Genomic DNA, 26,263 nt, shown 5'->3' with positions numbered 1-26,263 from the left:
ACGGTAACATTAGCGATGAGGTGCGTCAATACGTATCGATGGCCGGCCGGAAGTTCACCGGCGGGGGTTGCGGATGATTTGAGCTGGTCCGCATGGCTCATGGTCAGGTGTCCGTAGCGCTGCCCATCATGGTGAACCGTCCCGGTTTCGGCGCAGTCGGCGGTCACTGCGCGTGGCGGACGCCCGACCGGTGCCGGGTCGATGGACCCGAGGGGTGTTCCGCCGGAGGGCGGTGCACCACCAGGATCCCGCCGGGGACCGGGTGCGGACCTGGCCGGCCGGACAGCCCCGTAACGTCACGCCGACGCGCCGCCCGGCGTGGCGGCCGGACCGTCCCGCTGGGTGCCGACCCCCTCACCACGGGCGGCAGCCGGTGCGACGACCACGTCGTCGCGCTCCCCGCCCGACGCCGGCACCACCCACGGCACAGGTGAGGACAATTCCTTTCCGCATCGCGCGACACTACCCCGACAGGTGACCGGCAACAGCTTCCCCGAGCGAACACACAATCAGCCACGACACCATTTTCACCCTCGGGGAAATTGGCAGGTTCTTCGCGGCTGCCGCGTACGCCGGACTGCTAGCCTGCCGATCAGCGGAAAACGCCCGTCGACTCAGCGCGAAGGGAGCGCCCAGTCGTGACGACAATTCGCATTCTCGGCCGCGTCGCACCATGGAGGACGCTGTTCCTCGCCATTGCCGTCGCGGTGGCCCAGTTGCCGGCACCCGTCGCCGGTGCCGCCGTCAGGGGCGACCGACCCGCCCTCCGTTGGCGGGCCGACGACGCGCTGTCGAGTTCCCGCTTCGCGCTGGCGGCGGCCACGGCGCCGGACGGGTCGATCTTCGCGATCGGGGGTGCCGACGCGGCTTCGGTCACCACGGTGGTGGAGGTCTACACGCCTCGGACGCGGCGGTGGAGGGCCGGTCCGTCGCTGCCCCAGCCCCGGTACCGCCACGCGGCGGCCACCGGCGGGGACGGGCGCGTCTACGCGATCGGTGGCAGCTCTCCCGGTGCCGAGGGACCGTTCCTCAGCTCCGTGCTCGCCCTGACGCCGGGCGGCGACCACTGGGTGCCCGTCGCGTCGATGCCCAGCGGACGGCAACTGCTCGCCGCGACGGCCGGCACCGACGGCCGGGTCTACGCCGTCGGCGGGGACCGTCACGGCTCGCTGTCCACCCTGGAGGTCTACGAACCGACGGTGGACCGGTGGACCACCGCGGCGTCGATGCCCACACCGCGCAACGAGATGGGGGTGACCGGCGGACCAGACGGGCGGATCTACGCGATCGGCGGCTGCGGGGACGGCGTCCTGAACGTCCTCGACGTCGTCGAGGCGTACTCGCCCACCACCGACACCTGGGCGACTCTCGCGCCGCTTCCCAGCCGGCGGTGTCTGGTCGACGCCACGACCGGCCCGGACGGCCGGATCTATGCGACAGGTGGCTGTGAACTGGTCACCGACCCTTCGGGAAGACCGGTCGACTGCGTGGACACCACCCGGGTGGACGCGTACTCACCCGACACCGGCACCTGGGCGACGGTCACCGGCACCACCACCGCCCATCGTGAAGGCGCGGCGGTCACCAGCGGCAGGAGGATCTTCGCGATCGGCGGGCACACCGCCGGGGTGGAGTCCGCGCGGGTGACCGCCCGCCGCCCGCCGGGGGCGTGGCCGGCCTGCGTCACCGGCACGGGCTAGCATCGGCGGCGGCATGATCGTGCGAGGTGCCCCGCGGGTGCGGGGAGAATCGGGAAGCCGGTGTGATTCCGGCACGGGCCCGCCGCGGTGACCGGGGAGCGACCGTCCAGGCGCGAGGAGCGCAGCCACTGGCCGTACGGCTGGGAAGGCGGACGGGTTGGCGTCGATCCGGGAGTCCGAAGACCGGCCTCGCGTCGACCGCCCGCCCGTCCGGGGTGGGCCGAGCGCAGCGGGAGCCTGCCTGTGGAACTCTACGACGCCATCCACCGCCGCCGGGACGTCCGGGCCCAGTTCACCGGGGAACCGGTGCCGGACGGCGCCCTGCACCGGATCCTGGACGCCGCGCACGCCGCACCCAGCGTCGGTTACTCACAGCCGTGGGACTTCGTCCTGGTCCGGGACCCTGCCATCCGTCGTCGGTTCCACCGGCACGTGCAGGCCGAGCGGGCGACGTTCGCCGCCACCCTGGACGGCGCGGCGGCCGAACGGTTCGCGGGCATCAAGATCGACGGGGTGTTGGAGTCGACGCTGTCGGTCGTCGTCACGTACGACCCGCAGCGTGGGGCCCGGCAGTGCTCGGGCGGCACGCCATCGCCGACGCCGGTCTCTACTCGGTCTGCCTGGCCATCCAGAACCTCTGGCTCGCCGCCACCGCCGAAGGGCTGGGCGTCGGGTGGGTCTCCTTCTACCGGGAGTCGTTCCTGGCCGGACTGCTGGGCGTACCGGCCGGCATCCGGCCGGTGGCCTGGCTCTGCGTCGGGCCGGTCACCCACCTGGAGTCCGTGCCCGACCTGGAACGGCACGGGTGGCGTCGACGCCGACCTCTCGCCGAGGCGGTCCACCACGACCGCTGGCCGCACAGCTGAATCCTCATTTTTATTGTGGACGACAGTGCGCTTCGGCTCTGCAATACGGGTTTGGGTCGATCCCCCGTCGACTTCCTGAATACCCATTGATGGATTTTGACGGTGATGGGATTACCATTGGATCTGCGCAGGGTAGTAATCGGCAATCCGGAATACTGCCCGAGACAGGTAGACTTCATTGTCACCGACGACCGGCGAAGCACCCGGTGGTGTGGAGGACACGATGACACCTCGACCGTGTACGGACGGCACGTTCCACCACCTGTCGGTGGATCTCGCTCTCGAACGCGCCGGCGAGTACGGGAGTCGGGGATACACCTTGTGCTCCACTCCGGAGCGTCCGGTCTGGGGCAATGACCAGTGGGCGATCGACCTTGCCTACGAGGCGTACCGCAGGGACACGTACCTGGACATCACCACGTTGCCGCCGTGTGTGGAGTGCCGGCGGGTGGCGGAGTTGCTGACCGACCCCGACACCGCGCCGCCGTTGCACCGGAGGCCTCCCCCGCCGGACTTCGCTTCGGGGTTCACCGGTGACGAGATCCGGATCGCCCTGAGCACCGACATCGCCACCGGCGCCACGCTCGGCAAGCAGGCCGCCGTACACCTGCTGACCTTCACCGCGCTCCCCGACCAGCCGGGCTTCGGCGACCTCGTGCGGATCCTGGATCTGTTGTGGGACGACGAGGTCGTGCGGATGGGACAGGTCACCGACTGGGCGGCGGTGGTCGGGTTCGCGGCGACCGCCGACGTGCCGGACCGCGACCGGCGGCTGACCGCCGTGGCCGCGAGCCTCGCCGGCGGGCCACCGGTCGGCCTCGGAGCCACCAGCGCACTCGCCGGTGACCCGGCGGCGGCCCGACGACTGGTCGAGGCGGTCGTGATCGCCGCGGGTCACGGCGACCGGTGGCAGCTCACGGAGAAACCAGCCCCGAGCGCCCGCGCCTGACTGCGGTCGGATGTCCCCGGGCCGACGAACACAGCCTCGACGGGCGCGCTGAGTACGCCGACTCATGCCCGGTCGGGTCGGGCCGTCCACGCTGGACCGCATGACGTCTGAGGCGGCCGGCGCACGTCGGTGGGGTGGCCCGATCGTGGGGCTCCTGGTCCTGGTCTGGATCGGCGGGCTGATCGCGGCAGCCGCGTGGTGGCTGCGCATCGGCTTGGCGCAGTGGAACGCCAACTACGACGGCCGGCCCGACGAGTTGGTGGGCCTCGGACGCCAGGCGAGCCGGGCCCTGCTGGTCGCCGCGTTGGTGGCGGTCGCCGGCCCGGCAGTCATCGCGCTCGTCGCGTACCGGCTGCGGCTGGTCCGAACCGCGATCGTCTTCCTGGTGCTGACCGTCGTGATCGCCGTGCCCGCCCTACCGTTCGCCGCATCCGTCGGGCGGGGTCTCACTCCGGTGCCGGCAGACACGACGCCCGGCCCGCCAGGGCACTGCGTGGAACTCAGCGGCGGCGACAACCGCTGCCCGGGCGGCTGACGGGAGCGGGAGCAGCAGGGCGTGCCGGGCTGACCGGGCAGGCGGCCCACCCGGAAACGACGGAAGGACCGGGGTGGTGCTGGCTTCCATCCGGTCGGGGTGCCGGCCTGGCGTCAGCCTGCCGGGGGTACGCGGGTTTCGACCATCACCCCGTGACAGGATCCGCCCGCCCTCCTTGCCTACTGGTCGTGACGGGCCTTGACCGCAGCCGTACGCAGCGCGTCGATCGCGCCCATGTTCAGCTCGGCCCAGCGTTTGAGTTCGCGCAGAGGACCGACGAGCGTGTCGCCGAGCGCTGTCAACGAGTAGTGCACGGCGGGCGGACTCGTGGGTTCCACCCGGCGGTGGGCGAGGCCGTCGTCTTCGAGTTGACGCAGGGTGTGGGTGAGCATCTTCTGGGACACACCCGGCATGCGGCGGCGCAGCGCACCGAACCGCAGCTCCTGTCCGTCGGCGAGCAGCAACACGATCATGACGGTCCACTTCGATCCCACCCGGTCGAGCAGCAGCCGCGTCGGGCAGTTGGCGTCGAAGAGGTCACCGTGCCGTTCGGTGGTTACCTCAGGGTGACCAAGCGTGCCTGATGTGCCTTCTTTCGTGCTCACCCAAGCTCTCCTATCGTTTCCTGGTAACCAATGGTAACTAGGAGTCGTGATGAGGCGTGCCGCCCGGGTCCACCGTTCGACGATCGAGATGATCCAGCTCGATGATCTCCGGGTGAGCGTGCGCCGGGCCGGTGCCGGAAGCCCCGTCCTGTTGCTCCATGGTTTTCCGCACACCAAGGAGATCTGGCGGGAGGTGGAGCCGCTGCTGGTTGCCGCAGGCCATGAAGTGCTCATGCCCGACCTACGTGGCACCGGTGACACCGAGCGGACGGCGAGCGGCTACGACGCCGCGAGCCTCGCGACGGACCAGGTTCGCCTCCTCGACGCGCTCTACCTACAGTCGGCGCACGTCGTCGGCTTCGACGTCGGCGCCGCGCCCGCATTCGCGCTCGCCGCCGCCCACCCGAATCGGGTACTCAGCCTCACCATCGTGGAGGCGGTCATCAGCGGACTCGCCGGCGCAGAGGCGTTCCTCGGCTCCGGCGGACCGTGGTGGTTCGGGTTCCACCAGACACCGGGCAGCCTCGCCGAGAACATCCTGAACGGCGACGAGGACCGCTACATCCGGTTCTTCCTCACCATCGGGTCCCGCAGCGGGGTCCCGGAGGACCTCGCACGGCACTTCGTCCGCGCCTACACGGGACGAGACAGCCTGCACGCGGCCTTCGAGCACTACCGCGCGATGCCCACGAACGCCCAGTGGAACCGTTCCTGGGCCGAGCAGGGCCGACTGACCAGGCCCGTGACAGCCATCGGCGCCTCAACGGTGGGAGACGCACCCGCGCGCCAACTCACGCTGATCGCGGACCACCTCGACCAGCGCCTGCTCCCGGACAGCGGACACCTCGTCCCCGTCGACGCCCCTGGGGACCTCGCCTCGATCGTGGTGGCAACCGCAGCTCGGGCGACATCGGCACCACCGTCGTTCCACACCGACGACATGGATGAATGACAGATCCCGGACCGCCGGCCAGGTAGACGGGGGTTCGGGTTGAGGCTCAAATATCCATTCAGGCAAGGAGCCAGGGTGGCGAGCATCCCACGATCATGGCCAGCACCATCAATGAACTCGACACCATTGTTCCAATGACTGCGCCACGCCCGTAGGGCCTCGACCTGTCACTCTTGGTCAGCAGCCAGCCCGCGGCCAAGACCGCCGGCGCCACGAGGCATCCGGCAGACGCGAAATAGAACGTCCACTCAGGGGGATCGTCCGATCCCACCCAGAGCGCATCGGCAACGAATGCTCCGCATCCCAGCTGCAGTCCCGAGGAGAACAAGCCACCGATCAGGTATCTGGAAAGTTGCCACCCCAATGCGTCCCGCCCCAGCCCACTCCGTCACTTCCCACCCGGATCCTCAACAACCTGATCGACGGACCGTGTCCCAGTCGGTCTGCGGGCAGCATTCCAGGTTCTTGGTCAGCCAGTGCCGCCGACGTTCGTGTCCGCGCCGCACAAGGGCGACGTCAAGGTGTACGTGAGGTAGCCCGCCATGGTGTTCCAGCTCCTCGACCCGCTGCCCCATGGTGTCCGTCAGCTCCCGGTGAAGAGTGTCAACGGCCTCCCGGTATGCGGCGGTCGGGACGCCGAGCTGGACGGTGGGGTCGGCGGTGAAACCGATCTCACCGTCGTCCTCGTGCCGCCAATCCACGGTTATCTCGTCGCGATCGCCGCAGGTGGCCAGTCTTCCGGCGGAGCTGCGGCACCTTGGCAGCGGCGCCCCTGACCCTGTCGCTGGGAGGGCCCGGGGCCGGTCACCCCTCAGGCGCTGCGTCGCTCATAGATCTCGCGGGCAGCGAGCAGCTCGTCGAGGTGCTCCTCGGCCCAGTCGCACCAAACGCTGACCTGCTCCAGCAGGGACCGGCCGAGGTCGGTCAACTCGTACTCCACCCGGGGCGGGACACCGGGATAGGACGTACGGGTGATGATGCCGTCGCGCTCCATCGCGCGCAGTGACTCGACCAGGACCTTGGGCGTCACACCCTGCAGGGGAGCCTGCAGCTCGGAGAAACGGCGTCGGCCGTCCTTGAGGCACACCATGATTTTCGCGCTCCACTTGTTACTCATCCGCATCGGCAGAGTCGTGGTCCGGCATCGCGAAAACATGGCGGGATCCAGTGGCGCAGTCATGCCCGTGACGATAGCAATTTCCTTCGTATCGTTGCGGTAACCAAGGAGTCGGCCGCTACCGTTCGGGCTACGCCGACGGAAGGATTTCTTGATGAGCAGGATCGTGGTTTTCGGCGCCGGCGGTAAGGCGGGGCGCAAGGTGGTGGACGAGGCCGTCTCCCGCGGACACGAGGTGATCGCGGTCGTGCGTGACCCGTCCCAGTACTCGGATCTCGGCCGCGGCGGCGTCGCCGTGGTGACCGGTGACGTGACCGACGCTGACAGCGTCGCGGCTGCGGCAGCCGGTGCCGTCGCTGCCGTCTCCACCGTCTTCCGGCCCGACGTCCCGGCCGGTGACTTCTACCGGGCGGCCGCCGAGGCGCTCGTCGGCGGCCTGGGCAAGGCCGGCGTCAACCGGCTCGCGGTCGTCGGCGTGGGCACCGTGCTGGAGGTGTCGCCCGGCGTGGCCGTGCACGACACTCCGGGCTTCCCGGAGGCGGGCAAGGAGTTCTCACTCGGCCACGCCGCGGAGATCGCGGTCCTGGAGGGCAGCGACGCGTCCCTCGACTACGTCGTCGTGGTACCGCCGCCGGTCGTCCTGGACGCCGAGGCGGAGCGGACCGGCAACTACCGGGTGGGTGGCAAGGCGCTGCACCCGTCCGCCGAAGGTTCGCCGCCTTTCTCCTACGCCGACCTCGCGGTCGCCCTCATCGACGAGGTCGAGACGCCGCAGCACCACCGTGAACTGATCTCGGTGGCCTGCCCCCTCCCCCTGATCGGGAATCCGTCATGACGACCCGTAGCGTCCACAGCCGTGTCGTTGATTGTCAGAGACGGGCACCGAGCTGCATTGACATCATCAGCCGATAGCCTTCGACTGTCACTGATCATCAACCGCTAGCGGGATTTTCGGGGAGTGAACGGGTGCCGGAACCCGGGTGCAACGACCCGTGGGCCCGCCACCCAGAACCTCCCGATGCCACGAGAGGCGGGAGCTGTTCCCTCCCGTCGCATCCCGACCACCACCCCGCGCACACGCTCGGCCGCACCCTTTGGGGTCGGTCGGCTGCGGAAGCCGTCACTCGATGCCGTGGTCGCGGCGGTGCGCCGCCAACGCCCGCTGGTCCGGCCGGTGCGCGGGATCCGCCGTCGGCGGGAGGTCGACCCGGCGAACTCACCGTAGTGGTCGAGCCCCTCCGCACGCTGAACCCGGTACGAGTCGTCGATCCAGAGCAGCCCCTGGTCGAAGAGGTTGTGTAGGTCTGCTCGTAGTAGAGGGCCGTGGGAGACCCGGTTGGTGGCCGGTCCGTTGTCGGACCGTCACCTGCGCCAACCGTCGACGGCGGCCCTCCGGCAGCCCCTCGGGTTCGGGCGCCCGGGCCTCGTCCAGAAGCTTGGCCAGGCGGTCCGACTCTGCCGGCCGTACGGCGCGAACGCCCTGCACGACCTTCTCCAGTACGTCTGTACTCGCCACGCCGCGTCTGAGTAGGAAACGGGTCAGCGGCGGCCGACCTCATTCGACCAGTAGGCCGGTGCTGGTCCGCCGCCCCACTACTGCGGTCATTCCGTGTGTCGGTCCCCGTGCAGGTATCGGGTGACCATGTTTGCCAGCTCACGCTCGAATCGTTCGACCGGGATCGGCCGGGGATCGGCCATCAGCTTGTGCGTGTTGATCTCCACGGTGAGCACGATGAGTTCGGCTGCCGTGTCGAGGTCGGTCACGCGGACGTCCGGGTGCCGGGCGAGTAGGTCGCGGATCTGGGCGACGCGTTGCTTGCCGTGCCGGTCGACGGTGTCGAGCAGTTCCTGCGACAGCGGTGCCTCCTCGATCATGATGCGTAGCAGCTGTGGGTCCTCGCTGTGGTTGTCGATCGCGTCGCGGACCAGGGCCCGGACCGTCGCTGCGAGGGTGCCCGGGGACAGGTCGAGTTCGTCGGCCTGGGTCCAGGTGCCGCGGTCGATGTGCCGCACCAGCAGCGCGGCGAGGATCGCGTCCTTGTTCGGGAAGTACTGGTACAGCGATCCGATGGAGATCCGGGCCCGTTCGGCGATGCGGTTCGTGGTGCCGGCGGCGTAGCCGTACTCGCTGAAAATGTGAGCAGCGGCGGCCAGGATGCGCTCCCGGGTGAGCTCGGCCCGCACCTGGCGGGGCTCGCGACGAGGCTGAAGACGACGGTCGGCTGACGGCATCCGATGGTCCTTCCGGGGCACGGAAAGCGAGTAGGCAAAGAGCTGAGCTATTGCTCATAATATTACCCTGAGCTGCTGATACAAGGTTTCGTCGAGTCGGTGCACCGACAGCCGACGGCACCTTCGCCGGCTACGTGGTTCACCCCGCGCCTGGCTGAGAGGAACCGTGGTGCTGCATCGACTCACGACCGTGGACGAGGTCGAGGCGCTCGTCGGCCGCCCGCCGTCCATGGTCATGCTCAAGCAGGTCGGCGCCATCGACGCAGGTTGCCGCACCGTCCTGGCCCACAGCCCGATCGCGGCGTTCGGCTACCGCGACACCGGCGGCACGAGCCGGACGACGTTCGTCGGTGGCGTCGCCGGGTTCACCCACGTCCATTCCCCCACGCGGGTCTCGTTCGCCCTCCCCGAGGCCGACGCCGTCCCCGGGCCGGCGTCGATGTTCTTCCTGCTGCCTGGAGTCGGCGAGGTCCTGCGCGTCAACGGCACGGTCACCTCCCAGCAGGGAGCACGGACCACGGTGGTGATCAGGCAGGCGTGGGTCCACTGCGCGCAGGCCATCCTCCGGTCCGGCCTGTGGCAACCACCCGCGAAGGCCGCGCCGGCCCCGCAGCTCGCCGTCGACGAGCCGCTTGGGGCGCCCGGTGTGGCCGAGTTCCTCGCCGCAGCGCCGTTCCTCGCACTGTCGAGCTGGGACACCGAGGGTGGCAGCGACACCAGTCCCCGAGGCGACCGGGGAACGGTGGTCCGGATCCTCGACGGTCGGACGCTCGTGCTCCCGGACCGCAGGGGCAACAAAGGCGCCGACACGCTACACAACCTGCTGCAGGATGAGCGGCTCGCCTTCGCCGCGCTCGTGCCCGGCCGCAGCGGGGTGTTGCACGTACGCGGGCGCGGCGTGGTAACCGACGATCCGGCACTGCTACGGACCCTCGCGCTGCGCGGGCTGGCACCGCACGCGGCGCTCGTCATCGACGTCGAACACGCCGAGGTGACCGGCAACGACGCGGTGGCCCGGGCCCGGCTGTGGCATCCCGGCGCGCACCTCGACCGCAGTGCCGCGCCGGATCTCACCATGATCGCGTTGGAGCACCTCGCCACGAACTCGGCGGACGCGTCGGGCGGGCCGCCTGCGGCGCTGTTCAGGGTCATCGGCGCGATCCCGGGGCTGTCGCGGGCGCTGCGGGTGGTGATGCGCCGCGCCTACCGCTCAGCGCTGCGTAGGGAGGGCTACGCCGACGTCGCGGACGGGCGACGGACCGACGGCGACCGGGCCGGGAGTCCGCTGCGGGAGGTGCGCGTCGTGGAGATGCGCCGGGAGACGCCGACCACCGTCACGCTCGTCCTCGACGACGCCGCCGGACGGCCCGACCCTTTCGCGTTCCGGCCCGGCCAGTACTTCACGCTCGTCGTCGAGGTCGACGGCCGACCGGTCCGACGCGCCTATTCGGCCTCGTCCGCGCCGGGGGCGACGCGGCTGGAGGTCACCGTCAAGTATGTCGAGGGAGGGCGACTCTCCGGCCACGTGCACCGGATGCTGCGCGTCGGGGACCTCCTGGGCCTGCACGGCCCGTCCGGGACGTTCCACACCGAGACCGAGCCGCCGACCGAGATGGTGCTCGTCGCCGCCGGCAGCGGTGTGACGCCGATGATGAGCATGATCCGTACGCGGCTCGCCGACCGGGCCGGCCACGACCGGATCGCGCTGCTCTACAGCAGCCGGGACGCCGACGAGGTCATCTTCGCCGCCGACCTCGACCGGTTGGCCGCGGAGCACCCCGACCGGTTGTCCGTCACCCACGTCCTGACCAGCCGGGACGGCCGCCTCGACGCGGACCGTCTGGTGGACTGGTTCACCGGCCGTACGCCGGCCGCAGACGCCCGCTACTACGTCTGCGGCCCCGAGGCGCTGATGAGCACCGTACGGAAGGTGCTCGCGAGCCTCGGCGTGCCGGACGCGCGGGTGCACCATGAGACGTACAGCTCGGGTGCCGGCACCACGATCGCGACGACCACGCCCCGGCCGATGACCGTGGAGGCGGCCGGGCAGCCGGTCGGCACGGGGACGGTCGAACCCGGCCAGAGTCTGCTCGACGCGGGTCTGGCCGCCGGGATCGACCTGCCGTTCTCCTGCACCGTCGGCATCTGCGGCGAGTGCGTCGTGCGGCTTCGCCGCGGCGACGTCGTGGTGAGCGAGCCGAACTGTCTCACCCCACGGCAGCGGGCCGCCGGCTACACCCTGACGTGTGTCGCCCAGCCCCTGTCCGAGGTGACCATCGACCGCGCCGACCAGGAGCGTTCCACGATAAGTGGCCGAGGTTGATCTGGACACCGGGTGGCAGATCGACGGGTTTGCAGGTCGACGACGTGGTAGTCACGGCCCAGGCTGGGGAAACGTGTCGGCTCATCACCTCATCCCGAAGAGCGCAACGAGGTTCGCGAGGAAGAAACCGTGCTTGACGCGCACCAGCTCGGCCCCGCCGCTGAATGACAACCCCATTCACCAAGCCCCCTCCCACCGCGAATGCCCTGAGCCCCCCTCGTTAGGAGAATCGCTCATGCCTAAAGCACCGGCCCTCGTCGGCAGGATCGCCGAAGCCCTTATGGGACGTCGAGCGCGTGTGCTGCGTGCTGCGCAGGTCGCGCCTCACTTCCTGGAAATCGAGTTCCACGCTGAACCGCCGACGGGCGGGTGGCGGCCCGGCCACGAGGTGCAGGTTCGCGCCACTGCGACAGAAGGACGCCGCTACAACGTCCGCACTGTCGAGGCAGCCGACCGCATCACCATTCTCGGCATCCTTCACGGCGACGGACCGGGTGCGCGATGGCTGCAGAACCTGCGCCCAGGGGCGGAAACCACGCTGTTGGCCGGTCGCTACGTCCCGCTGAGGGTGACTGGCACTCGGCGGCTACTCATCGGCGACGGCTCCGCGCTCGGCACCCTCGATGCCGTCGCTAGCGCCGACCCTCACGCGCCGACCGTTCTGGTTGAGGCTCCGTCCGACGCGGTCGACCAACTCCGCGAGCGATGGCCGCATTACCGATTCCTCGCCGCGTTCGCAGACAGTCCTGGGGCCACGATCCGCTCATGGCTCGACGAGTCGATTCGCCGCGAGGAACTCACTGGTATCGACGGTGTGCTCCTGCTCGGGCATGCCCAGTCCATCCAATGCCAACGAGAAGCACTCGTCGGCGCAGGTCTCCTCGACCGACGCGCGATCACCACGCGGCCCTACTGGGCCACGGGCAAGGTCGGACTGTAGCCGGAAACGAGCAAGCGCGAGCTGGATCGCTGGCCGGCCACTCGTCGCCGGGCAACAGCGTCCCCCGCCGCACAGGAGAAGGCATCAGAGACCTCGACGACTGGATCGACCAGGCCCGGGGAAGGCTATCCCGAAACCCAAGCCCACTACACACGCCGTCTCGATCGCGAATTCCCGTCATGGTTCTACGGCGGTTGTTGCGCTCAACAGTGTGGTACTCGTCCTTTCCGTCGCGTCGCCAGAATGCCCGGTGCGGGTTACGCAGGCGAGAAACACGCCCCACGCGGCGATCAGCACCGGGACCAGTGAGTTCCACCAGTTCGGTGTCAACCAGGGGAAGGAGCCCACAATGAATGCGGCTGCGGCAACGATGCCGACAGCTCGCCCGGCCAGTCCGGCGCGTGTCGACCAGCCGAGCGTCACCGCAGCAACGGCGAAACCCAGGAGCGCCACGTGCAGTGCGCCGAATGTCGAGCTGACGAGCAGGGCTACGACCTCGGTTGACAGGTCGATCTCAAACACCGGGTAGACCAGACGCCCCACCGCGAGCAGTACGACGACGAGCGCGACGAGGGCGACTGTGAGAGCGGTCCTTCCCACGTCGATCCGCGCCGACGGGCCGGCCAGGCCCGCGCTGAAGAGACCGCGCGCACCGGCTCCCCAGCAGATGACCGCGAAGAACAGCAGTTCGTTGCTCCACATCAGCAACGGGTGGCCGCGTTCGACCCATGCCGTCATCGCGACCGCCTCGGCGGGCGGGTCAGGCAGAAGCGACAACAGCAGCAGGGCTGCGGCGGTGAGGAGCGCCCCCACGATCATCAGCCAGCGGTGCGCCCGTACGTCGACCGCTTGGCGCGGCGTCATGTCTCGTACCACCGGATCGCCTGCGGTAGCAGTCATCTCTCTACCGTGCCCTGCATGCTCTGCCTCCTGTGGACGACCAGCCATGATCCCGGACGGCGGTGCCGTACTAGGAGTCGCGCCTGCCCCAGTTGCCGAGTGCGACGATCGCCTCGCGCAAGGCGAACCCGCGATCGGTCAGCGCATAGGCCCGGGTGTTGTGTCGAAGGGGCAGGCGGATCAGCACGCCAGCCGCTTCGAGCTCGCGTAGGCGTATCGCGAGCATGTTTGTCGGCACGCCGAGGTCACGCTGCAGATCGCCGTAGCGTTGTGGCCCGTCGAGCAGCCGTTCCACAATGAGCAGTGCCCACCGTGCTCCGACGATGTCGAGGGCCGCGGCGAGGTCGCTCACGCGGTCGGATCGGCGTCCGTCTTCATCCAGAACGGTGAGTAGTGGTAGCCGTCGGGGTCGTCGAATTGGCGCTGGTACATGAAGGGGTAGTCGTCGGTGTCACCGATCCGCCCGCCAGCAGCGCCGGCGCGGTCGATGAGTTCGTCGACCGCCTCCCGGCTGCCCAGGTCGAACGAGACCGTGACCTTCGAGGGCGTCTGCGGTCCGCCGATCAGCTCTTCGACTCCGCCGACGCTCGCGTACATCTCGCGGCTGCCGAGCATGACGTACTGCTCGGGGGCGATCGCGAAGCACGACACGTTGTGGTCGGACATCTCGGCGTTGAGGGTCCAGCCGAGGGCGGTGTAGAAGGCGGTTGCGCGCTCGACGCTCTCGACCGGGCAGGTGATGAAGAGGCTCATGCGGTCCATACTTGCAAAATACAAGTGACCGGTCAAGCGGCGTGCGTCCGCCGTCCAGCCACGGAACCAGGAGTCGGCACCCGCCCACATGGCGAATTCGTCAGGACGGTCCCGCCATGGTGTGATCCCGGAGAAGGCACAGGGCGCCATGGCCGTCGTGCTCCTGGGTGGGCCTGGCGGCGGGTCGCCCCGATGATGCCGGTAGGTCGGGTCGACCCGGTGCCGGTGAGGTCTACGTGGTGACGGAGGGCCTGGCCGGGTAGGGCTTCCTCCCCGCTGCCGGGGTCAGCGATCACCTACCTGGTGGGTGGTCATGGCGTCGGACGGGCCGGTCGTCGCCGCCGGCCCGGGGCCGGCCCGGGAAAACCACCTCTGAGCTGACCGCACGGGCCTATTCTCGACCCGTAGGCACCGGAACCGGAGGATCGTCGCGGGGTCCGGCCTGCCGACCCGGCACACGTCACGGCCACGTGCTCCCGGCTGCCCGGGGCCCTGTGGTGGTGCTCGGACGAGACGACGGGTCACGTCGATGGTGGTGGAGCATGACGCCCAGCCCGGGACAGTCTCGGGAACTCACGACGACGGGAGCACGATGACCAGTTGCCCCATCGGATCACCCGGACGACGTGGTCGTGTCCGACGCGGATTCCCGCTCGTCGTGCTGCTGGTGGGGTTGTTGATCCCCGTCGCCCCGGCATGGGGTGCCGACGGTGGTCCGACCGGCACCGTCGAGATGACCGCCGACGGGGACGTGGTCGGCACCCCCACGCCGCTGCGTAACGTCCCCTCGGTGATCGCCGACGTGGCCGACGGTCAACTCGTCGTCTACCGCATGCCCGGTATCCGGGGCGGCCAGATCAACGCCACCGCCATGCTGTTCCTGCCCACGCAGGCACCACCGGCCGGCGGGTGGCCACTCGTGGTGTGGGGGCACGGCACCGTCGGGTGGGCTCCGGAGTGCGCGCCGAGCGTGCAACTCCAGGAGCACGGCCGGTGGGCCGACGGGCCGAACGCGGCCCTGCTGGCGTCCATCCTGAAGATGAACATCGCCGTGGTCGCCCCGGACTACGAGGGACTCGGCCCGGTGGCCGAGGGTGTCCCGGAGGGGCACGGCTACTACGAGCTGTCCAGCGACGGAAACTCGATGGTCTTCGCCGCGGTGGCCGCGCAACGGCTCCTCGGTGACCGACTGTCGGGTCAGTGGGTGCCGGCAGGCTGGTCGGAAGGTGGCTTCGCCGCCCTGGCCGCCGCGTACTACTCCGACCGGGCCACCATGGCCGACCCCGAACTGGACTACCGCGGCACCATCACCCTCGCCCCGGTACCGGACGTGCCCGCCATGAACCGGGTCCTGTGGAACGACATCGAGGCGGCCGCGCGATCGGGGCTACCGCCAACGGAGCACCAGATCGAGCAACTCGTCTTCGCCAACGCGGAGACCATCTACTTCACCAGGACCGAACGGTACGCGGGCTACGACATCGACCCCGCCACGATCTACGGCCCCAACATGCTGAGGTTCTACCGCGACAATTGGCGTACCTGCCTGGACGATCTCAACGCCCTGGTCAAACGGGACATCCAGCACTACCTGAACGCGTCGCCGGCACACCGGCTGACCACCTACCCCGGTGTTCGCGGCGACACCCCGAACTCGCTGCCCGAGAACAAACGGTTCTACGCGGAGAACCAGGGCAGACTGGAGAACTCGACCCTGCCCGGTTCGATTCTCTGGCTGTACGGCACCGACGACATCACCAGCCCCGCCACGGTCACCTACGACACCGTCAACAAGATGCTGATCAACGACAACGACATCAACCTCGCCGTTCTCGAAGGAGCCGGCCACTACGACGTGTCCGCCGCCGGCCAACCCCTGATCGAGGCCCGGCTGAGGCAACTGTTCGACATCACGTAGCGCCTCCTCGCCGTTGAGGCGTACGCCGGTGGGTTGAGGTGAGCCGCCCGGTGACGCGGGCAGCGGGACGGCCACCGGTGAGCGGGCCAGTGCCACGGCCGGCCCGGGGGCGGTGCGAACGGCACGTTCAGGCGGCTCGCCACCGGTTGCGGCTGTCCGTCGCTGACGGCCCACACCGCATCAGCTTCCCGCTGGAGGTCCGTCGAGGTAGGCAAGCATCGCTTCCCGGCTGCGTGGCAGACCGTAGTCGCCGACGAGCGAGGCGAAGTTGCCGAATGGCACGCCGTCGATCAGCCACGCCCCGGGCGAGCGGGCCAGCACCTCGACGAGCCGTCGTTGCCGGGGAGCCAACGCAGCGCCGGCCACCCCGGCGGGCAGCCGGCCGCCGGGGAAGGCCAGGCGCAGCGCCTCGGCCGCCACCGGCAACGCCTGTTCACCGACGGCGACGGACAGCCGGTCGAGCAGCGCGTCGAGCGCCCGATCGGTGTGCCGGGGGTCGAGCAGGCACAGCGACAGCCCCGCGTACCCGTTGAGGTCGCCGTCGAGGAAAGGCACCTCGGTCCCGCCATTGGCCGGCCGGTTGTCCGGCTCGGCGGCGGCCGTCCAGGCGAACAGCTCGTCGACCGAAGCCTCGTCGGCGTCGACGCCAAACACCCGGGCCCGGCCGATCGCGGCGGCCCAGCGGATCACCGGACGCGGATCAGTCAGCAGCCCGGCGTCGGGCGCGGCACCGAGCAACCCGGCCGCCACCAGGGCGGTCGCCGCCTCACCCTCATACGCCTCCATTGCGGCCCCGGCCGCCGCGACGAGCGCGGGGACGCTGCCGGCCGCGTCCTGCGGGAACCAGGCGAGCGCGTACGCCGCACCGGTGCGCAGTCCCGGGTCGGCGTCGGTGAGCAGGTCACGCATGACGGACACGCCGGCCCGCACCGCGTCGTAGACGGCCAGCTCGATGTACGCACACAGCCGCTGCTGATCCGCCTCGTCGAGCGACTCCACGTACGCGTACTCGACGTACTCCTTGCCACATGTTCCTCGAACGAGGCGGCGGTCGCCAGCGGCACCACCGCGATGGCCTCGGTGAGCACCGGGCTCGCCCCGAGCACCGGGGCCAACTCGGCCGCGGCGGCGGATGTCAGGTGCATGAACGCCGACAGCTGGACGTTCCACGCCTCGGCCAGCCGGTGCGCCCGCGCAACGAGTGCGGCGAGCACGGTCGCCCGCTGCGGCAGCGGCAGACCCGGCTGTAGCAGCAGTTCCCCGTCGTATCCGGTCCGCGTGCCGGCCAGTAGCGCCGGACGCCAGCGGTGGGCTTGCGCCGGGTCCGACCCGGCAAGGACGGTCGCCGGATCGTAGTAGCCGTCGGAGCCGGCAGAGGCGGTCCCCGACGACAGGTATACCGGCAACAGTCCGAGAAGGTCGTCCCGTTCGTCCTTGGCCGCCAGGTACCACACGTCGTGCCATGGGTCGTCCTCGAGTGACCGCAGCCAGGGGCGGGACGTGTAGAGGCCACCGCCGGCGGCCACTGTGGCCCAGTCGGTCTCGTCGATTTCGTCGATGTTGTCCAGCACCTGGACGCGGATGTTCCCCGGTGTCGTTTCCACTCGCCTCATCGCCCTTCTGCCTCGTCCGATCCGTCACCAGGACAGAGAACGTTCGGATCCTCGGCGATGCCTGTATCTGGCGGCGTTGCCCGACGCTCCATGTTGGTGTAGTCCGACGACCAGGAGGGGCAGATGTATCCGACCCAGGAACTGAGTGCCACGGCGGAGCGGTGGATCACCTACCCGAGCCCCGCGCCCGCTGCCCGGACCAAGCTGCTCTGTCTGCCGTACGCGGGCGGCGGGGCCTCGCTCTACCGTTCCTGGCCGGCTCTGCTGCCGGGGGTGGAGGTGGCCGCGGTGCAGATGCCCGGGCACGAGTCGCGTCTGGGCGAGCCCTCGCACGACCGCATCGAGCCGTTGGTGGACGCGCTCGCCACGGCCGCCGCACCGCACCTGGACAAACCCTATGCGATCTTCGGACACAGCCTCGGTGCACGTGTCGGGTTCGAGCTGGCCCGGGAACTTCGCCGCCGGTGCCTGCCCGGCCCCGTCATGCTCTTCGCCTCCGCCTGCCGGGCACCACACGTGCCCCGGATGCCCCATCCGCCGGTCCATGCGATGTCGGACCTGGCTCTGCGCGCATGCTTCGGCAGATGCAGACCGTGCCGTCGGAGGTTCTCGACGACCCCGATCTGGCGTCGGTGCTGCTCCCGGTGATGCGCGCCGACCTGAACATAGTCAACTCGTACGAGTACACCGACGAGCCGGCGCTGCCCTGCCCGATCCGGGTGTTCGGTGGTATGGGGGATCCAGAGGTCCGCGAGGACGACCTGTACGGCTGGCAGGCACACACCACATCGTCGTTCGCTGTGCGGATGCTGCCCGGCGGACACCTGATGATCCGGCAGCGGGCTCGCGAGATCACCCAGACGGTCGGTCAGGCCATGGCCGGAATCGGCTGCTGATCATGGAAGGACTGATGCGGGAGACGGAACTCCCGCCGACGACGGATCCCCTGACCCGGGACTACGTGCACCGGTGCCAGTCGGCCGCGGAACCGCTGCGCAGCGCCGTGGCGGACGCCGACCTGCCGCCGGCCCTGCTCGCGTCGTTCGGGGATCGCCTGCTGCCGCGACCGCTGTTCGCCGAGCGGACGCAGATGCTCCGGTTCGCCGAGGACGTCACCCGCCTGTTCCACCTGATCACGTCGCTACCCGATCGCCTGTACGACGGAGATCTTCGCCGCTACTGCGCCGACCTCGGTCTGCACGGCCGGGCCGCTGCGCTCATGTGCAGCCTCGGCGGGGTGGCGCCGCCGCTGTATGCCCGTGCCGACATGTACCACGACGGCGCGGAGTTCAAGCTGCTGGAGTTCAACATCGCCAGCGAGCTGGGCGGTGTCGACCGGGCCGGTGAGCTTCCCCGGGCGCTGCTGGGGGTCGACGCCTTCGCAGCCTTCGCCCGGGACCACGGCCTGGACTTCACCGACACCGGCCGGCAGGTGGCTCGGGCCCTGCGCCAGGCGGGCCGGGCAGTCACCGGGGACCGGGAACCGGTCGTCGCGCTGCTGGAGGGACGCGCCGGAATGGCCCGGTACGGCGGCGCGTGGCGTGCTTTCCAGGAGTTGATGCGGCGGCAGGGCCTGGGTGACCTGCTCCTCGGCGAGGTCTACGAGGCACGCCTACGACCCGACGGGCTGTACCTGCGCGATCGCCGGGTGGACGTGGTCGTACGGTGCTTCGCGGTGGACCAGATTCTCGCCGACCCGACGGGAGAGGCTGTCGTCGAGCCGATCCTCCGGGCGCACCAGGAGGGCCTGGCGGTGCTGTGGACGCCGATGGAGAGCAATCTCTTCGGCAACAAGGCGTGCCTGGCGATGCTCTCCGATCCCCGTAACCGTCACGCGTTCTCAGCTGATGAGCTGGAGACCGTCGATCGGGTTCTGCCATGGACGCGTGCACTGTACGGCGACGTTCCCGACGAGGTCATGACGGACTGCCTCCGACGGCGGGAGCAGCTCATCCTCAAGCCGAACTATCGCTACGGGGGTGCTGGCATCGTCGCCGGCTGGGAGACCGACGCCGCCGGTTGGTTGCGGGCGTTGGAGGACGCGGCGGACTACGGCTGTGTCGTTCAGGAGCGGGTCGTCCCCCGTGCCGAGCCGGTCGTGGACCCGCGCACCGGCGACCTCGGGCAGTGGCAGGCCGCCTGGGGGCTGTTTCTCACCCCGGAGGGGTATGCGGGGGCGTACGCCAGGGCGTTGCCGGCTGACACCAGCGCGGTCATCGGGATCAGCGCCAATTCGGACACGCACACCGCCGGCGTCTTCCTCTACTGATGGTCTTTCGATAGCGGCAGCAGGGCCACGGCACGTCGGTCGGGGCGAACCGCCTGGTCGAGACGGCGGCCCGCGTCGCACGCAGGATGGCCATCACTCTCGTGGCCCAGGACCGATGACGACACGTACTCATCACCGCCAACCGTGAGCCATACCTTGACCGGCAGATTGCCGGTGCGGGCGTGGACCATGTACTCGGCGCGCTTGAAGCCGGGGGTGGACCGTTCGGTGGACGCTTCCGCCCGCTCCCCCGCACCCCTGCGCTGCGCCGGCGGGAGTCATGTCCGTGACGTGCTGGGTCGTGAAGTGCCCCTGTCGGCCGGACACCTACCTGGCAGACCCGGATTCAGGGGAGCGACGGTGCCCACGACCTGATCGTCATGACCTGGAACGTGGAAAATCTGTTTCGACCCGACGGCACCGGCCACAGCGGCGGCCCTGGGGCCCGTGGTGCTCCGGGGCCGCCGCTGGTTGAGAGCACGGTCTCCGACTGCTCGTTGACGGTGCCTGGTGCGGGCCTTCGGCGTGCTCGTTTCGGTCGGGTGGCAAGTCGTGGCGGTGACCTCGTGGCGGGCCGGATCGGTGGGGCCCATTGTCCTTACCGGCGGCTGCCAGATGATGCCGTGACCGTCACCTCCGCCAGGGCTTCCATCCGGGTCCGGCCGGCTCCCGATGCGTGTCTCGCGAGGGTTGCCGGACGGTGAGCACCGCCGTACGAACGATCAGGAGAATTTGATCGAGCCAGCCCGGTTGTTCCAGCCGTCGCCGATGGTCCCGAGGTTGGAGGCTTCATCGATCCAGACCGACTGGGCACCGCCGAAGTTGATCCCGTCGAAGAACTTGACGTCGCACTGGTTGTAGGTGCGCACAGACTTGATTCGGTTGTTCCAGTTGCCCCCGCTGGTGGTCCGCAGGTCGTCCCACTGCAACTCGGCGTCGTACTCGGGGCTGCAGCTGCCGCTCTGAGCCCAGGTCAGCAGCGCGCCGCCGAAGCCCGTACCGTCGTAGGTGCGGGCGATGACAACGCTGGCCTGCGTGGCCCCCACCGCGCGCAGCGCCTGCGTCTCGGTATCGGCGCAGCGCAGCACGCGGGTGTCCACGTTGACCGCGCAGTTACGCGGCTGCTCCTTGGCGAGGGCCGGCGAGCCGGGTGCTCCGAGCAGGCCCAGCACACCAAGCACGGCACCGGTCGCGACGATCATTCTTGCGTCCACCGTCTCCTCCTTCAGGTTGACTGCGGCGGCAACCAGCACGGCGCCCACCTCATCACATTGATGATCGTCGATAACATTACCGGAACCGCGGCCTCCTCGCCCCAGTACCCGGTCGGGTAGTCGGTACCGTCCGTGCGGTGCCACGTGCTGACAGCGGACATGACAACCAACGCTCTGGTCATGGTCGCTCTTCTCCCCGGCAGGCGTCGTGGGCGGAAACGTGGTTCAGGCGCTGGGGTGATCAGTGGCAGCCGCGGTGTCGCGGGCGGCATCGAGATTCGCTCGCAGGGCTTCAACCTTCGCTGTGGCGTACGCGTGGGAATCCGATCCCAGCACCAGGCGCAGGGGCCCTCCCCCGGCGACGACCTTCTCGATCATCCGCTCGGCGGCTTTGACGGGGTCGCCGAGCTGGTTGCCCTGCAGATCGAGGTGACTCTGCACCATCTCGCGGATGGCCGGGTAGGCGTCCGAGGGCGCCGCGGGCAGTGCCAGTGCGTCGGTGGTCAGGAAATCGGTGCGGAGATAGCCCGGTTCGACGATGGTGACCTCGACGTTGAAGTCCGCGACCTCGGCCGCCAACGCCTCGCTGATCCCTTCCACGGCGAACTTGCCGGCGCAGTACAGCGCCCAGCCCGGCACGGCGGTGAGACCCAGCACGGATGACACGGTGACGACATGACCGCTGCGCTGGCCCCGCATGACCGGCAAGGCGGCGCGCAGGACGTTCCAGACTCCGACGACCTGCACGTCGAGCATGTCGCGGACGTCGGCCGGGCTGGCCTCCTCAACGGCACCGAGGTAGCCGTAGCCGGCATTGTTGACGACGACGTCGAGGCCGCCGAAGCGAGAGACGGTCTCCTCGACCGCGCGTCCGACGGCGTCGGAGTCACGGAGGTCGACGTTGAGGGCGAGCAGCTTCGAGGTGTCCACGCGGCCGTCGAGCGCAGTCGTCAGGCGCTCGACGGTACGGGTGGTGGCGGCGAGGTTGTCACCGCGCTGTAGTACCTGAACAGCCAGTTCCAGGCCGAGGCCGTGCGACGTGCCGGTCACGAACCAGGTGGCCGGGCGATCGGTGGGGATGCTCATGGGGGTCCTTCCGGGAGGTGTCGTCTCGCCGAGCCGTTCGGCGGAATCGGTATGAGTTCGACTGTGTCCGTTGTGCGGCCGTCGTGGGCGGTCATCTCGGGCCCTTCGAGACCTGGGAACGCGTTGCCTAGGACTCCTAGGTCCACCCGGCCCGCCGGCGCGCGAGGCAGAATTGGCCCATGCCCGCCATCAATCGCGAGCTCGCCGACTTCCTGCGACGGGCGCGCAGCAAACAGGACCCGCAGCGAGCCGGACTACCGACGGACGCCCGCGTGCGCCGCGTGCCTGGCCTGCGCCGCGAAGAAGTGGCGCTGCTCGCCGGGGTCTCGACGGATTACTACGCCCGCCTCGAACAGGGACGTCGCATCGTGCCTTCGCCGGCGGTGATAGATGCGCTCGCACGCGCGCTCAACCTCGATCCGGCCGGCCGGAGCCACCTCGAGAACCTCATCGGCGTCGGCTCGACCGAATCGCCGCGCGGTCGCACAAGGGGAGTCGTGCCGGGGGTGCAACGGATTCGGCCCGGCGTGCAGCAGCTCCTGGACAACCTCGACACGGTGCCGGTACTCGTCCTCGGCCGCGGCAGCCACGTGCTGGCCGCGAACCGGCTGGCTCGGGCGCTGTTCGCCGACTTCGAGCGGATGCCAGCACGCGAACGGAACTACGCCCGCTGGATACTCCTCGACCCCGCAGCCCGGGAACTGTTCGTCGACTGGGACCAGCAGGCAAAGGCCGCCGTGGAAAGCCTGCGCCTCGAGTTCGGCGCCCGTCCGAACGACCGAACGCAAACCGAGCTCATCGACGAGCTACGCACTCAGAGTCACGAGTTCGACCAATGGTGGAACGAGCACCGGGTCTACCAGCGCACTTACGGGACCAAGCGACTTCGCCACCCGGTCGTCGGCGACCTGTCGCTCGACTACGAAACACTCACTTTGCCCGGCGACAAAGAGACCACCATGTTCCTCTACAGCACCGAACCCAATTCACCCTCCCAACGCGCCTTGAATCTGCTCGCGAGCTGGTCGCTGAGCCCTGCATCAATCCGACACGCCCCGCCGACCTGAAACACCATCGGGACCTGTTCGGAGGTGGAACGCGCCCGATCTCACCCGGACGGCCGACACCCTCGCCACCGCCGCTACTGGCTCGCCGAACACCACGCCCCAGCATCGATCGCCGGCCCGGCCCCCGAGATCATGATCGCGCGACGACCCACCACGGAGACGACCAGCCTGCGCATCGGCAGCGGCGGCGTGCTGCTGCCGCACTAGGAGCCGGGCATACGCTCACCGCCTCAGTCGACGATGGTCGCCGTGCGCGGCTCGCGGCCCAGCGCAGGGTCGAGGTAGCGGCCGTGGCCGTAGTCGCCGAGCAGGGTGGTGCGGTGCGCGCGACGGCGCACGTCCAAGGGCACGCCGGCGGCGCTGTGGACCACGCGCCAGTTGTCCCAGACGATGACGTCGTCCTTGCTCCACTTGTGGAAGTAGGCGTAGCGCTCGTCCACGAGGGCGCGAGCGCCTAGTCTAGCGACCTGCGGGTTCACCTGGGGTGGCAGGGAGTGGCCCACGTTCACCCACGGCACCCGGACCCCCGTTCGTGCAGCCCAGGACCACAGCTCGAGCACACGAACCCCCGTTTGCGACCACGAGCGGCTGCGGTGGCCCGCGTCGGCGCCGGTTGACCCGGGTTGGCATCCGCTGGCGAGCACACGTCGCGCACATCATCGAAGATCAACGACGTCCGTCTGTGTGCCCACCGTCGCCGCCGTAGAAGCACGGAGTGCTTACCCCGGGGTCGCGCTCGTGCCCCGAGGCCATACCGACTACGACGGCCTCTACCGGGCGTCCGCTCATGCCGACCTGCGCGAGTCGGTCAGGTCGCTTGGATGGACGAGGTAGCGCATTCGATTCGCACGTAGTAACCCGCGGCGGCGTTGATGACCAGCCCGCGATAATGGCCGGCGTGGAAGAGGTCTCGGTTGTCGTCGCCCATCGCGAGCGCGCGACCCTGCGCGTCGGCGACGTGTTCCTGAAGGTCGACAGCGATCAGGCGCGCGTCGATGTCGAAGTCGAGGCGATGCGGCTGGCGCCCGTCCCAACCCCCGAGGTCCTGTGGCGCAGGCCGCCGGTCCTCGCGATCGCCGCTGTCCCCGGCCAGGCACTCGGCCGTCTCGGCGAGTCGTCGCCCGCGTCACCGGCGGCCTGGGCCGCGGCGGGCGCTGCGATCCGGAAACTGCACGACGCGCCACCACCGCCGTGGACGGGCAAGAAGCTCGTCGGGCTGGACGCGGAACTGGAACGCGAATGCGCCTGGCTCGTCGACAACGGCGTCCTGCCGGTCGACCTGGTCGACTGCAACCGCGAGATTGCCGAGGCCGCGATTCGGCCATGGACGCCGGTGTTCATGCACGGTGATCTGCAGATCACCCACATCTTCACCAACGGCGACGAGATCACCGGCGTGATCGACTGGTCCGAGGCGGCGCCCGGCGACGCGCTGTTCGACCTGGCCGTTCTGACCCTCGGGCACGAGGAACGGCTCGACGATCTCCTCGCCGGTTACGGCGCCGACGTCGATCGGGACGTGATCCGCGCCTGGTGGTCGCTGCGCAGCCTGCTGGTGTCACGCTGGCTGATCGGACACGGCTTCGACCCGTCCTCGCCAGGCTGCGAGTTCGACGTACTGAGATCCCGGATGTAAGGCTGCACGAGCCCGACGGCCACGGGCCGAGGGGGCGCGGCTGTCGTGGCTCACGAACGGTGCCATCGCCATGACGCACGCGACGCCGAGCGTGGGCATCCGGACTTGCCGCGAGTGGATCGTCATCCTGAGTGAGGGTGGTGGTCGCCAGCTTCCGGGGAGCCGATGACAGTGTTCCGCTTGCCTCTTTCAGGAGTTTCTCGAAGGACTGGCCAGATCGTCGAGCGTGTTCTCGATGGCCATAGCCAGACCCGGGTCGCGGCCGCCGGTCCGGATCCCCTTGAGCGCTGCGGTGGCGATTGCCGTCAGGCGCGGGTCGTCGAACGCCAGTATGTCCATGAGATCGATGCAGGAGTAGAGGTCGGTTTCCGAGGAGGATTCCGTCTGGAGCACCGCGACGTAGTGCCGGAAGCCGCCCGCTACCGCCTGCCGGATCTCGGCGACGTCGACCGCGCCGATCTGTTCGTGTGCTGGTCCGGTGATTTCGGCAGCTCCGATGAGTGATAGGAGATCAAGGGCTACGCTGCGCCCGGCCGGCGTCATCTCGGGCAGCGTCGCGACCAGGACGGTGGCAACTGGCGTACAGCCCTCGCAGGGGCCGGCCACGGACAGGAGAATGCGCTCGATCCACTCACCGAGCCGTACCGCTTCCTTCGTATCTGGAGCCGCTACGAGCCCGCGTACGGCATGCGGCACCATCTCGGCGTAGCCCTGGTACGTCTGGATCCGAGACCAGTCGAAGCGGCCGAGCTCATCATCGATACCCTCCACGGAACGATCCTGCCACTGCAAGCGTATGAACATCACCAGATACCTTGTCCGGACTTGCGTAGTCAGGAAGGTGAACTGTGCACCACAGCATCCGTCCGACGGGCGCCGACGTGATGCTGGTCGGCTTGTTCTCCGCCAAGGACAAGCAGATTGACGCGAAACTTGACCTTCTGGCGGCTTCGGTGGAAGCACGTGGTGGACGAGTGGTTGGCCGGCAGATTCAGAGGCGGGGTATCTCTCGCGGCGGCGCGAGCAGGATGGCGTTGCCGTTCTCTCGGCGAACCCTGCTCAGCTCGGGCAAGGCCCACGAAGTCGCCGACGCATGCCAGTCAGCCGCGGTCGCCATGGCCGTCTTTGTCAACCCGTTGACCGAGCATCAGCGAACAGTTCTCAGCGATCTATTCGGCTGCCCGGTCATCAGCGGCGACGATCTAAACTGAACATCCGCCCATGCCGTTCTCGCGCCACGGAAGATCATCGGCCGCTGGCGTCGGTGGTCCGGACCGCCCGTCACGGCACGGTTCCGCAGTGCCCGCCAGCGCCAGACGACCATTGATCTTTGTCGACATCGACGGCGTGCTGATCCTGCTACGGCACGACCGCACCAAGTCGGTATTCGTTGGAGCGACAGAGCGGCGGACGGTCCCGACCGCCACGGCAATCCTCTGTAGGACCGGCTCGATCCCGCCGACGGTCAACGGCTACTCGCCCTGCCAGGTGAGCTGGCCCGGTCCAGTACCTGCATGGCCGAACACGGTGCCGCCGACGCGGGCGTCACCGCATGACGCCAGAGACCCGCACCCGCCGCCCCGGGCAG

Annotated in this window: 27 protein-coding genes, 1 pseudogene and 1 riboswitch; of the genes and pseudogenes, 15 read left to right on the top strand and 13 right to left on the bottom strand. The window is 69.2% G+C overall.

Annotated features, from left to right (window positions below):
• Nucleotides 1–296: 296 nt before the first annotated feature.
• Nucleotides 297–440, bottom strand: coding sequence for a hypothetical protein (locus AB0B63_RS20460; protein ID WP_357020930.1), 144 nt, complete (start codon nucleotides 438–440; stop codon nucleotides 297–299).
• A 198-nt stretch (nucleotides 441–638) separates the two neighbouring features.
• Here AB0B63_RS20460 and AB0B63_RS20455 point away from each other — a divergent pair, with 198 nt between their 5' ends.
• From AB0B63_RS20455 to AB0B63_RS20440, 4 genes and pseudogenes are all read left to right on the top strand, one after another.
• Entirely contained in the window at nucleotides 639–1,700 is a 1,062-nt protein-coding gene (locus tag AB0B63_RS20455) for a kelch repeat-containing protein (RefSeq protein WP_357020927.1), read from the top strand.
• Nucleotides 1,701–1,707: 7 nt separating this feature from the next.
• Nucleotides 1,708–1,907: riboswitch (cobalamin riboswitch) on the top strand.
• Nucleotides 1,908–1,943: 36 nt separating this feature from the next.
• Nucleotides 1,944–2,566, top strand: a pseudogene (gene bluB, locus AB0B63_RS20450) (5,6-dimethylbenzimidazole synthase).
• A 223-nt stretch (nucleotides 2,567–2,789) separates the two neighbouring features.
• Nucleotides 2,790–3,515, top strand: a complete 726-nt coding sequence (locus AB0B63_RS20445) for a hypothetical protein (RefSeq protein WP_357020924.1) — start codon at nucleotides 2,790–2,792, stop codon at nucleotides 3,513–3,515.
• 100 nt (nucleotides 3,516–3,615) lie between these two features.
• On the top strand, nucleotides 3,616–4,050 hold the full coding sequence (locus AB0B63_RS20440; RefSeq protein ID WP_357020921.1) for a hypothetical protein: 435 nt from the start codon (nucleotides 3,616–3,618) through the stop codon (nucleotides 4,048–4,050).
• Nucleotides 4,051–4,229: 179 nt separating this feature from the next.
• On the opposite strand, the gene AB0B63_RS20435 is transcribed toward AB0B63_RS20440, so the two are convergent.
• On the bottom strand, nucleotides 4,230–4,655 hold the full coding sequence (locus AB0B63_RS20435; protein WP_357020919.1) for a helix-turn-helix domain-containing protein: 426 nt from the start codon (nucleotides 4,653–4,655) through the stop codon (nucleotides 4,230–4,232).
• A 49-nt stretch (nucleotides 4,656–4,704) separates the two neighbouring features.
• Between AB0B63_RS20435 and AB0B63_RS20430 the strand changes: the two genes are divergently transcribed.
• The gene (locus AB0B63_RS20430; RefSeq protein WP_357020916.1) at nucleotides 4,705–5,607 is read left to right on the top strand and encodes an alpha/beta fold hydrolase; all 903 of its coding nucleotides are present in this window, start codon (nucleotides 4,705–4,707) and stop codon (nucleotides 5,605–5,607) included.
• A 407-nt stretch (nucleotides 5,608–6,014) separates the two neighbouring features.
• Here AB0B63_RS20430 and AB0B63_RS20425 read toward each other — a convergent pair whose 3' ends face one another.
• Both AB0B63_RS20425 and AB0B63_RS20420 read right to left on the bottom strand, forming a co-directional pair.
• Nucleotides 6,015–6,308, bottom strand: coding sequence for a DUF5984 family protein (locus tag AB0B63_RS20425; protein ID WP_357020913.1), 294 nt, complete (start codon nucleotides 6,306–6,308; stop codon nucleotides 6,015–6,017).
• Nucleotides 6,309–6,418: 110 nt separating this feature from the next.
• Nucleotides 6,419–6,724, bottom strand: a complete 306-nt coding sequence (locus AB0B63_RS20420; RefSeq protein WP_357020910.1) for a helix-turn-helix domain-containing protein — start codon at nucleotides 6,722–6,724, stop codon at nucleotides 6,419–6,421.
• A 154-nt stretch (nucleotides 6,725–6,878) separates the two neighbouring features.
• On the opposite strand from AB0B63_RS20420, the gene AB0B63_RS20415 reads away from it, so the two are divergent.
• Nucleotides 6,879–7,559 (top strand): NAD(P)H-binding protein, encoded by a 681-nt coding sequence (locus AB0B63_RS20415; protein WP_357020907.1) that lies wholly within the window; start codon nucleotides 6,879–6,881, stop codon nucleotides 7,557–7,559.
• Between the two features lie 767 nt (nucleotides 7,560–8,326).
• On the opposite strand, the gene AB0B63_RS20410 is transcribed toward AB0B63_RS20415, so the two are convergent.
• The gene (locus AB0B63_RS20410; protein WP_208570230.1) at nucleotides 8,327–8,956 is read right to left on the bottom strand and encodes a TetR/AcrR family transcriptional regulator; all 630 of its coding nucleotides are present in this window, start codon (nucleotides 8,954–8,956) and stop codon (nucleotides 8,327–8,329) included.
• 169 nt (nucleotides 8,957–9,125) lie between these two features.
• Between AB0B63_RS20410 and AB0B63_RS20405 the strand changes: the two genes are divergently transcribed.
• Both AB0B63_RS20405 and AB0B63_RS20400 read left to right on the top strand, forming a co-directional pair.
• Nucleotides 9,126–11,279 carry a 2Fe-2S iron-sulfur cluster-binding protein gene (locus tag AB0B63_RS20405; RefSeq protein ID WP_357020904.1) on the top strand — a complete coding sequence of 718 codons (2,154 nt, stop codon included), beginning with the start codon at nucleotides 9,126–9,128 and terminating at the stop codon, nucleotides 11,277–11,279.
• Between the two features lie 235 nt (nucleotides 11,280–11,514).
• On the top strand, nucleotides 11,515–12,219 hold the full coding sequence (locus tag AB0B63_RS20400) for a hypothetical protein (RefSeq protein WP_357020901.1): 705 nt from the start codon (nucleotides 11,515–11,517) through the stop codon (nucleotides 12,217–12,219).
• Nucleotides 12,220–12,396: 177 nt separating this feature from the next.
• Here AB0B63_RS20400 and AB0B63_RS20395 read toward each other — a convergent pair whose 3' ends face one another.
• The 3 genes from AB0B63_RS20395 to AB0B63_RS20385 all read right to left on the bottom strand — a co-directional run bounded on the left by AB0B63_RS20395 (nucleotide 12,397) and on the right by AB0B63_RS20385 (nucleotide 13,872).
• Complete coding sequence (locus AB0B63_RS20395; protein ID WP_357020898.1) at nucleotides 12,397–13,119, bottom strand: hypothetical protein; 723 nt, start codon at nucleotides 13,117–13,119, stop codon at nucleotides 12,397–12,399.
• 70 nt (nucleotides 13,120–13,189) lie between these two features.
• Entirely contained in the window at nucleotides 13,190–13,471 is a 282-nt protein-coding gene (locus tag AB0B63_RS20390) for a helix-turn-helix domain-containing protein (protein ID WP_208570228.1), read from the bottom strand.
• Nucleotides 13,468–13,872: a VOC family protein gene (locus tag AB0B63_RS20385; RefSeq protein WP_357020895.1), complete on the bottom strand. Its 405-nt coding sequence runs from the start codon at nucleotides 13,870–13,872 to the stop codon at nucleotides 13,468–13,470. Before AB0B63_RS20385 ends, AB0B63_RS20390 begins: the two co-directional genes overlap by 4 nt.
• A gap of 667 nt (nucleotides 13,873–14,539) precedes the next feature.
• Between AB0B63_RS20385 and AB0B63_RS20380 the strand changes: the two genes are divergently transcribed.
• On the top strand, nucleotides 14,540–15,790 hold the full coding sequence (locus tag AB0B63_RS20380; RefSeq protein ID WP_357020892.1) for a hypothetical protein: 1,251 nt from the start codon (nucleotides 14,540–14,542) through the stop codon (nucleotides 15,788–15,790).
• Nucleotides 15,791–15,970: 180 nt separating this feature from the next.
• On the opposite strand, the gene AB0B63_RS20375 is transcribed toward AB0B63_RS20380, so the two are convergent.
• Entirely contained in the window at nucleotides 15,971–16,789 is an 819-nt protein-coding gene (locus AB0B63_RS20375) for a hypothetical protein (RefSeq protein WP_357020889.1), read from the bottom strand.
• Between the two features lie 737 nt (nucleotides 16,790–17,526).
• On the opposite strand from AB0B63_RS20375, the gene AB0B63_RS20370 reads away from it, so the two are divergent.
• Genes AB0B63_RS20370 through AB0B63_RS20360 form a run of 3 tightly spaced genes read left to right on the top strand, consistent with a single transcriptional unit; the run spans nucleotide 17,527 to nucleotide 19,672 of the window.
• Nucleotides 17,527–18,051, top strand: coding sequence for an alpha/beta fold hydrolase (locus AB0B63_RS20370; RefSeq protein WP_357020887.1), 525 nt, complete (start codon nucleotides 17,527–17,529; stop codon nucleotides 18,049–18,051).
• Nucleotides 17,976–18,299, top strand: a complete 324-nt coding sequence (locus AB0B63_RS20365; RefSeq protein ID WP_357020884.1) for a thioesterase domain-containing protein — start codon at nucleotides 17,976–17,978, stop codon at nucleotides 18,297–18,299. The genes AB0B63_RS20370 and AB0B63_RS20365 overlap by 76 nt, the downstream gene beginning before the upstream one ends.
• Nucleotides 18,300–18,301: 2 nt before the next feature.
• Nucleotides 18,302–19,672, top strand: a complete 1,371-nt coding sequence (locus AB0B63_RS20360; RefSeq protein WP_357020881.1) for a hypothetical protein — start codon at nucleotides 18,302–18,304, stop codon at nucleotides 19,670–19,672.
• Between the two features lie 722 nt (nucleotides 19,673–20,394).
• On the opposite strand, the gene AB0B63_RS20355 is transcribed toward AB0B63_RS20360, so the two are convergent.
• Nucleotides 20,395–20,934 carry a peptidase inhibitor family I36 protein gene (locus AB0B63_RS20355; protein ID WP_357020878.1) on the bottom strand — a complete coding sequence of 180 codons (540 nt, stop codon included), beginning with the start codon at nucleotides 20,932–20,934 and terminating at the stop codon, nucleotides 20,395–20,397.
• A 177-nt stretch (nucleotides 20,935–21,111) separates the two neighbouring features.
• Nucleotides 21,112–21,972 carry an SDR family oxidoreductase gene (locus tag AB0B63_RS20350; RefSeq protein ID WP_357020875.1) on the bottom strand — a complete coding sequence of 287 codons (861 nt, stop codon included), beginning with the start codon at nucleotides 21,970–21,972 and terminating at the stop codon, nucleotides 21,112–21,114.
• Nucleotides 21,973–22,151: 179 nt separating this feature from the next.
• On the opposite strand from AB0B63_RS20350, the gene AB0B63_RS20345 reads away from it, so the two are divergent.
• Nucleotides 22,152–23,039 carry a helix-turn-helix transcriptional regulator gene (locus tag AB0B63_RS20345; protein ID WP_357020872.1) on the top strand — a complete coding sequence of 296 codons (888 nt, stop codon included), beginning with the start codon at nucleotides 22,152–22,154 and terminating at the stop codon, nucleotides 23,037–23,039.
• A gap of 230 nt (nucleotides 23,040–23,269) precedes the next feature.
• Here AB0B63_RS20345 and AB0B63_RS20340 read toward each other — a convergent pair whose 3' ends face one another.
• The gene (locus AB0B63_RS20340) at nucleotides 23,270–23,479 is read right to left on the bottom strand and encodes a TauD/TfdA family dioxygenase (protein WP_357020869.1); all 210 of its coding nucleotides are present in this window, start codon (nucleotides 23,477–23,479) and stop codon (nucleotides 23,270–23,272) included.
• Between the two features lie 449 nt (nucleotides 23,480–23,928).
• Between AB0B63_RS20340 and AB0B63_RS20335 the strand changes: the two genes are divergently transcribed.
• A complete protein-coding gene (locus AB0B63_RS20335; protein ID WP_357020866.1) occupies nucleotides 23,929–24,675 on the top strand; it encodes an aminoglycoside phosphotransferase family protein in 747 nt (248 codons plus the stop codon).
• A 189-nt stretch (nucleotides 24,676–24,864) separates the two neighbouring features.
• On the opposite strand, the gene AB0B63_RS20330 is transcribed toward AB0B63_RS20335, so the two are convergent.
• Entirely contained in the window at nucleotides 24,865–25,446 is a 582-nt protein-coding gene (locus AB0B63_RS20330) for a hypothetical protein (RefSeq protein WP_357020863.1), read from the bottom strand.
• 77 nt (nucleotides 25,447–25,523) lie between these two features.
• Between AB0B63_RS20330 and AB0B63_RS20325 the strand changes: the two genes are divergently transcribed.
• Entirely contained in the window at nucleotides 25,524–25,886 is a 363-nt protein-coding gene (locus AB0B63_RS20325; RefSeq protein WP_329018711.1) for a hypothetical protein, read from the top strand.
• Nucleotides 25,887–26,263 lie beyond the last annotated feature (377 nt).

It is taken from the genome of Micromonospora sp. NPDC049081 (genome assembly GCF_040648835.1).
Classification (GTDB): Bacteria; Actinomycetota; Actinomycetes; order Mycobacteriales; family Micromonosporaceae; genus Micromonospora; species Micromonospora antibiotica.
This window is presented reverse-complemented; position numbering and strand designations above follow the sequence as displayed.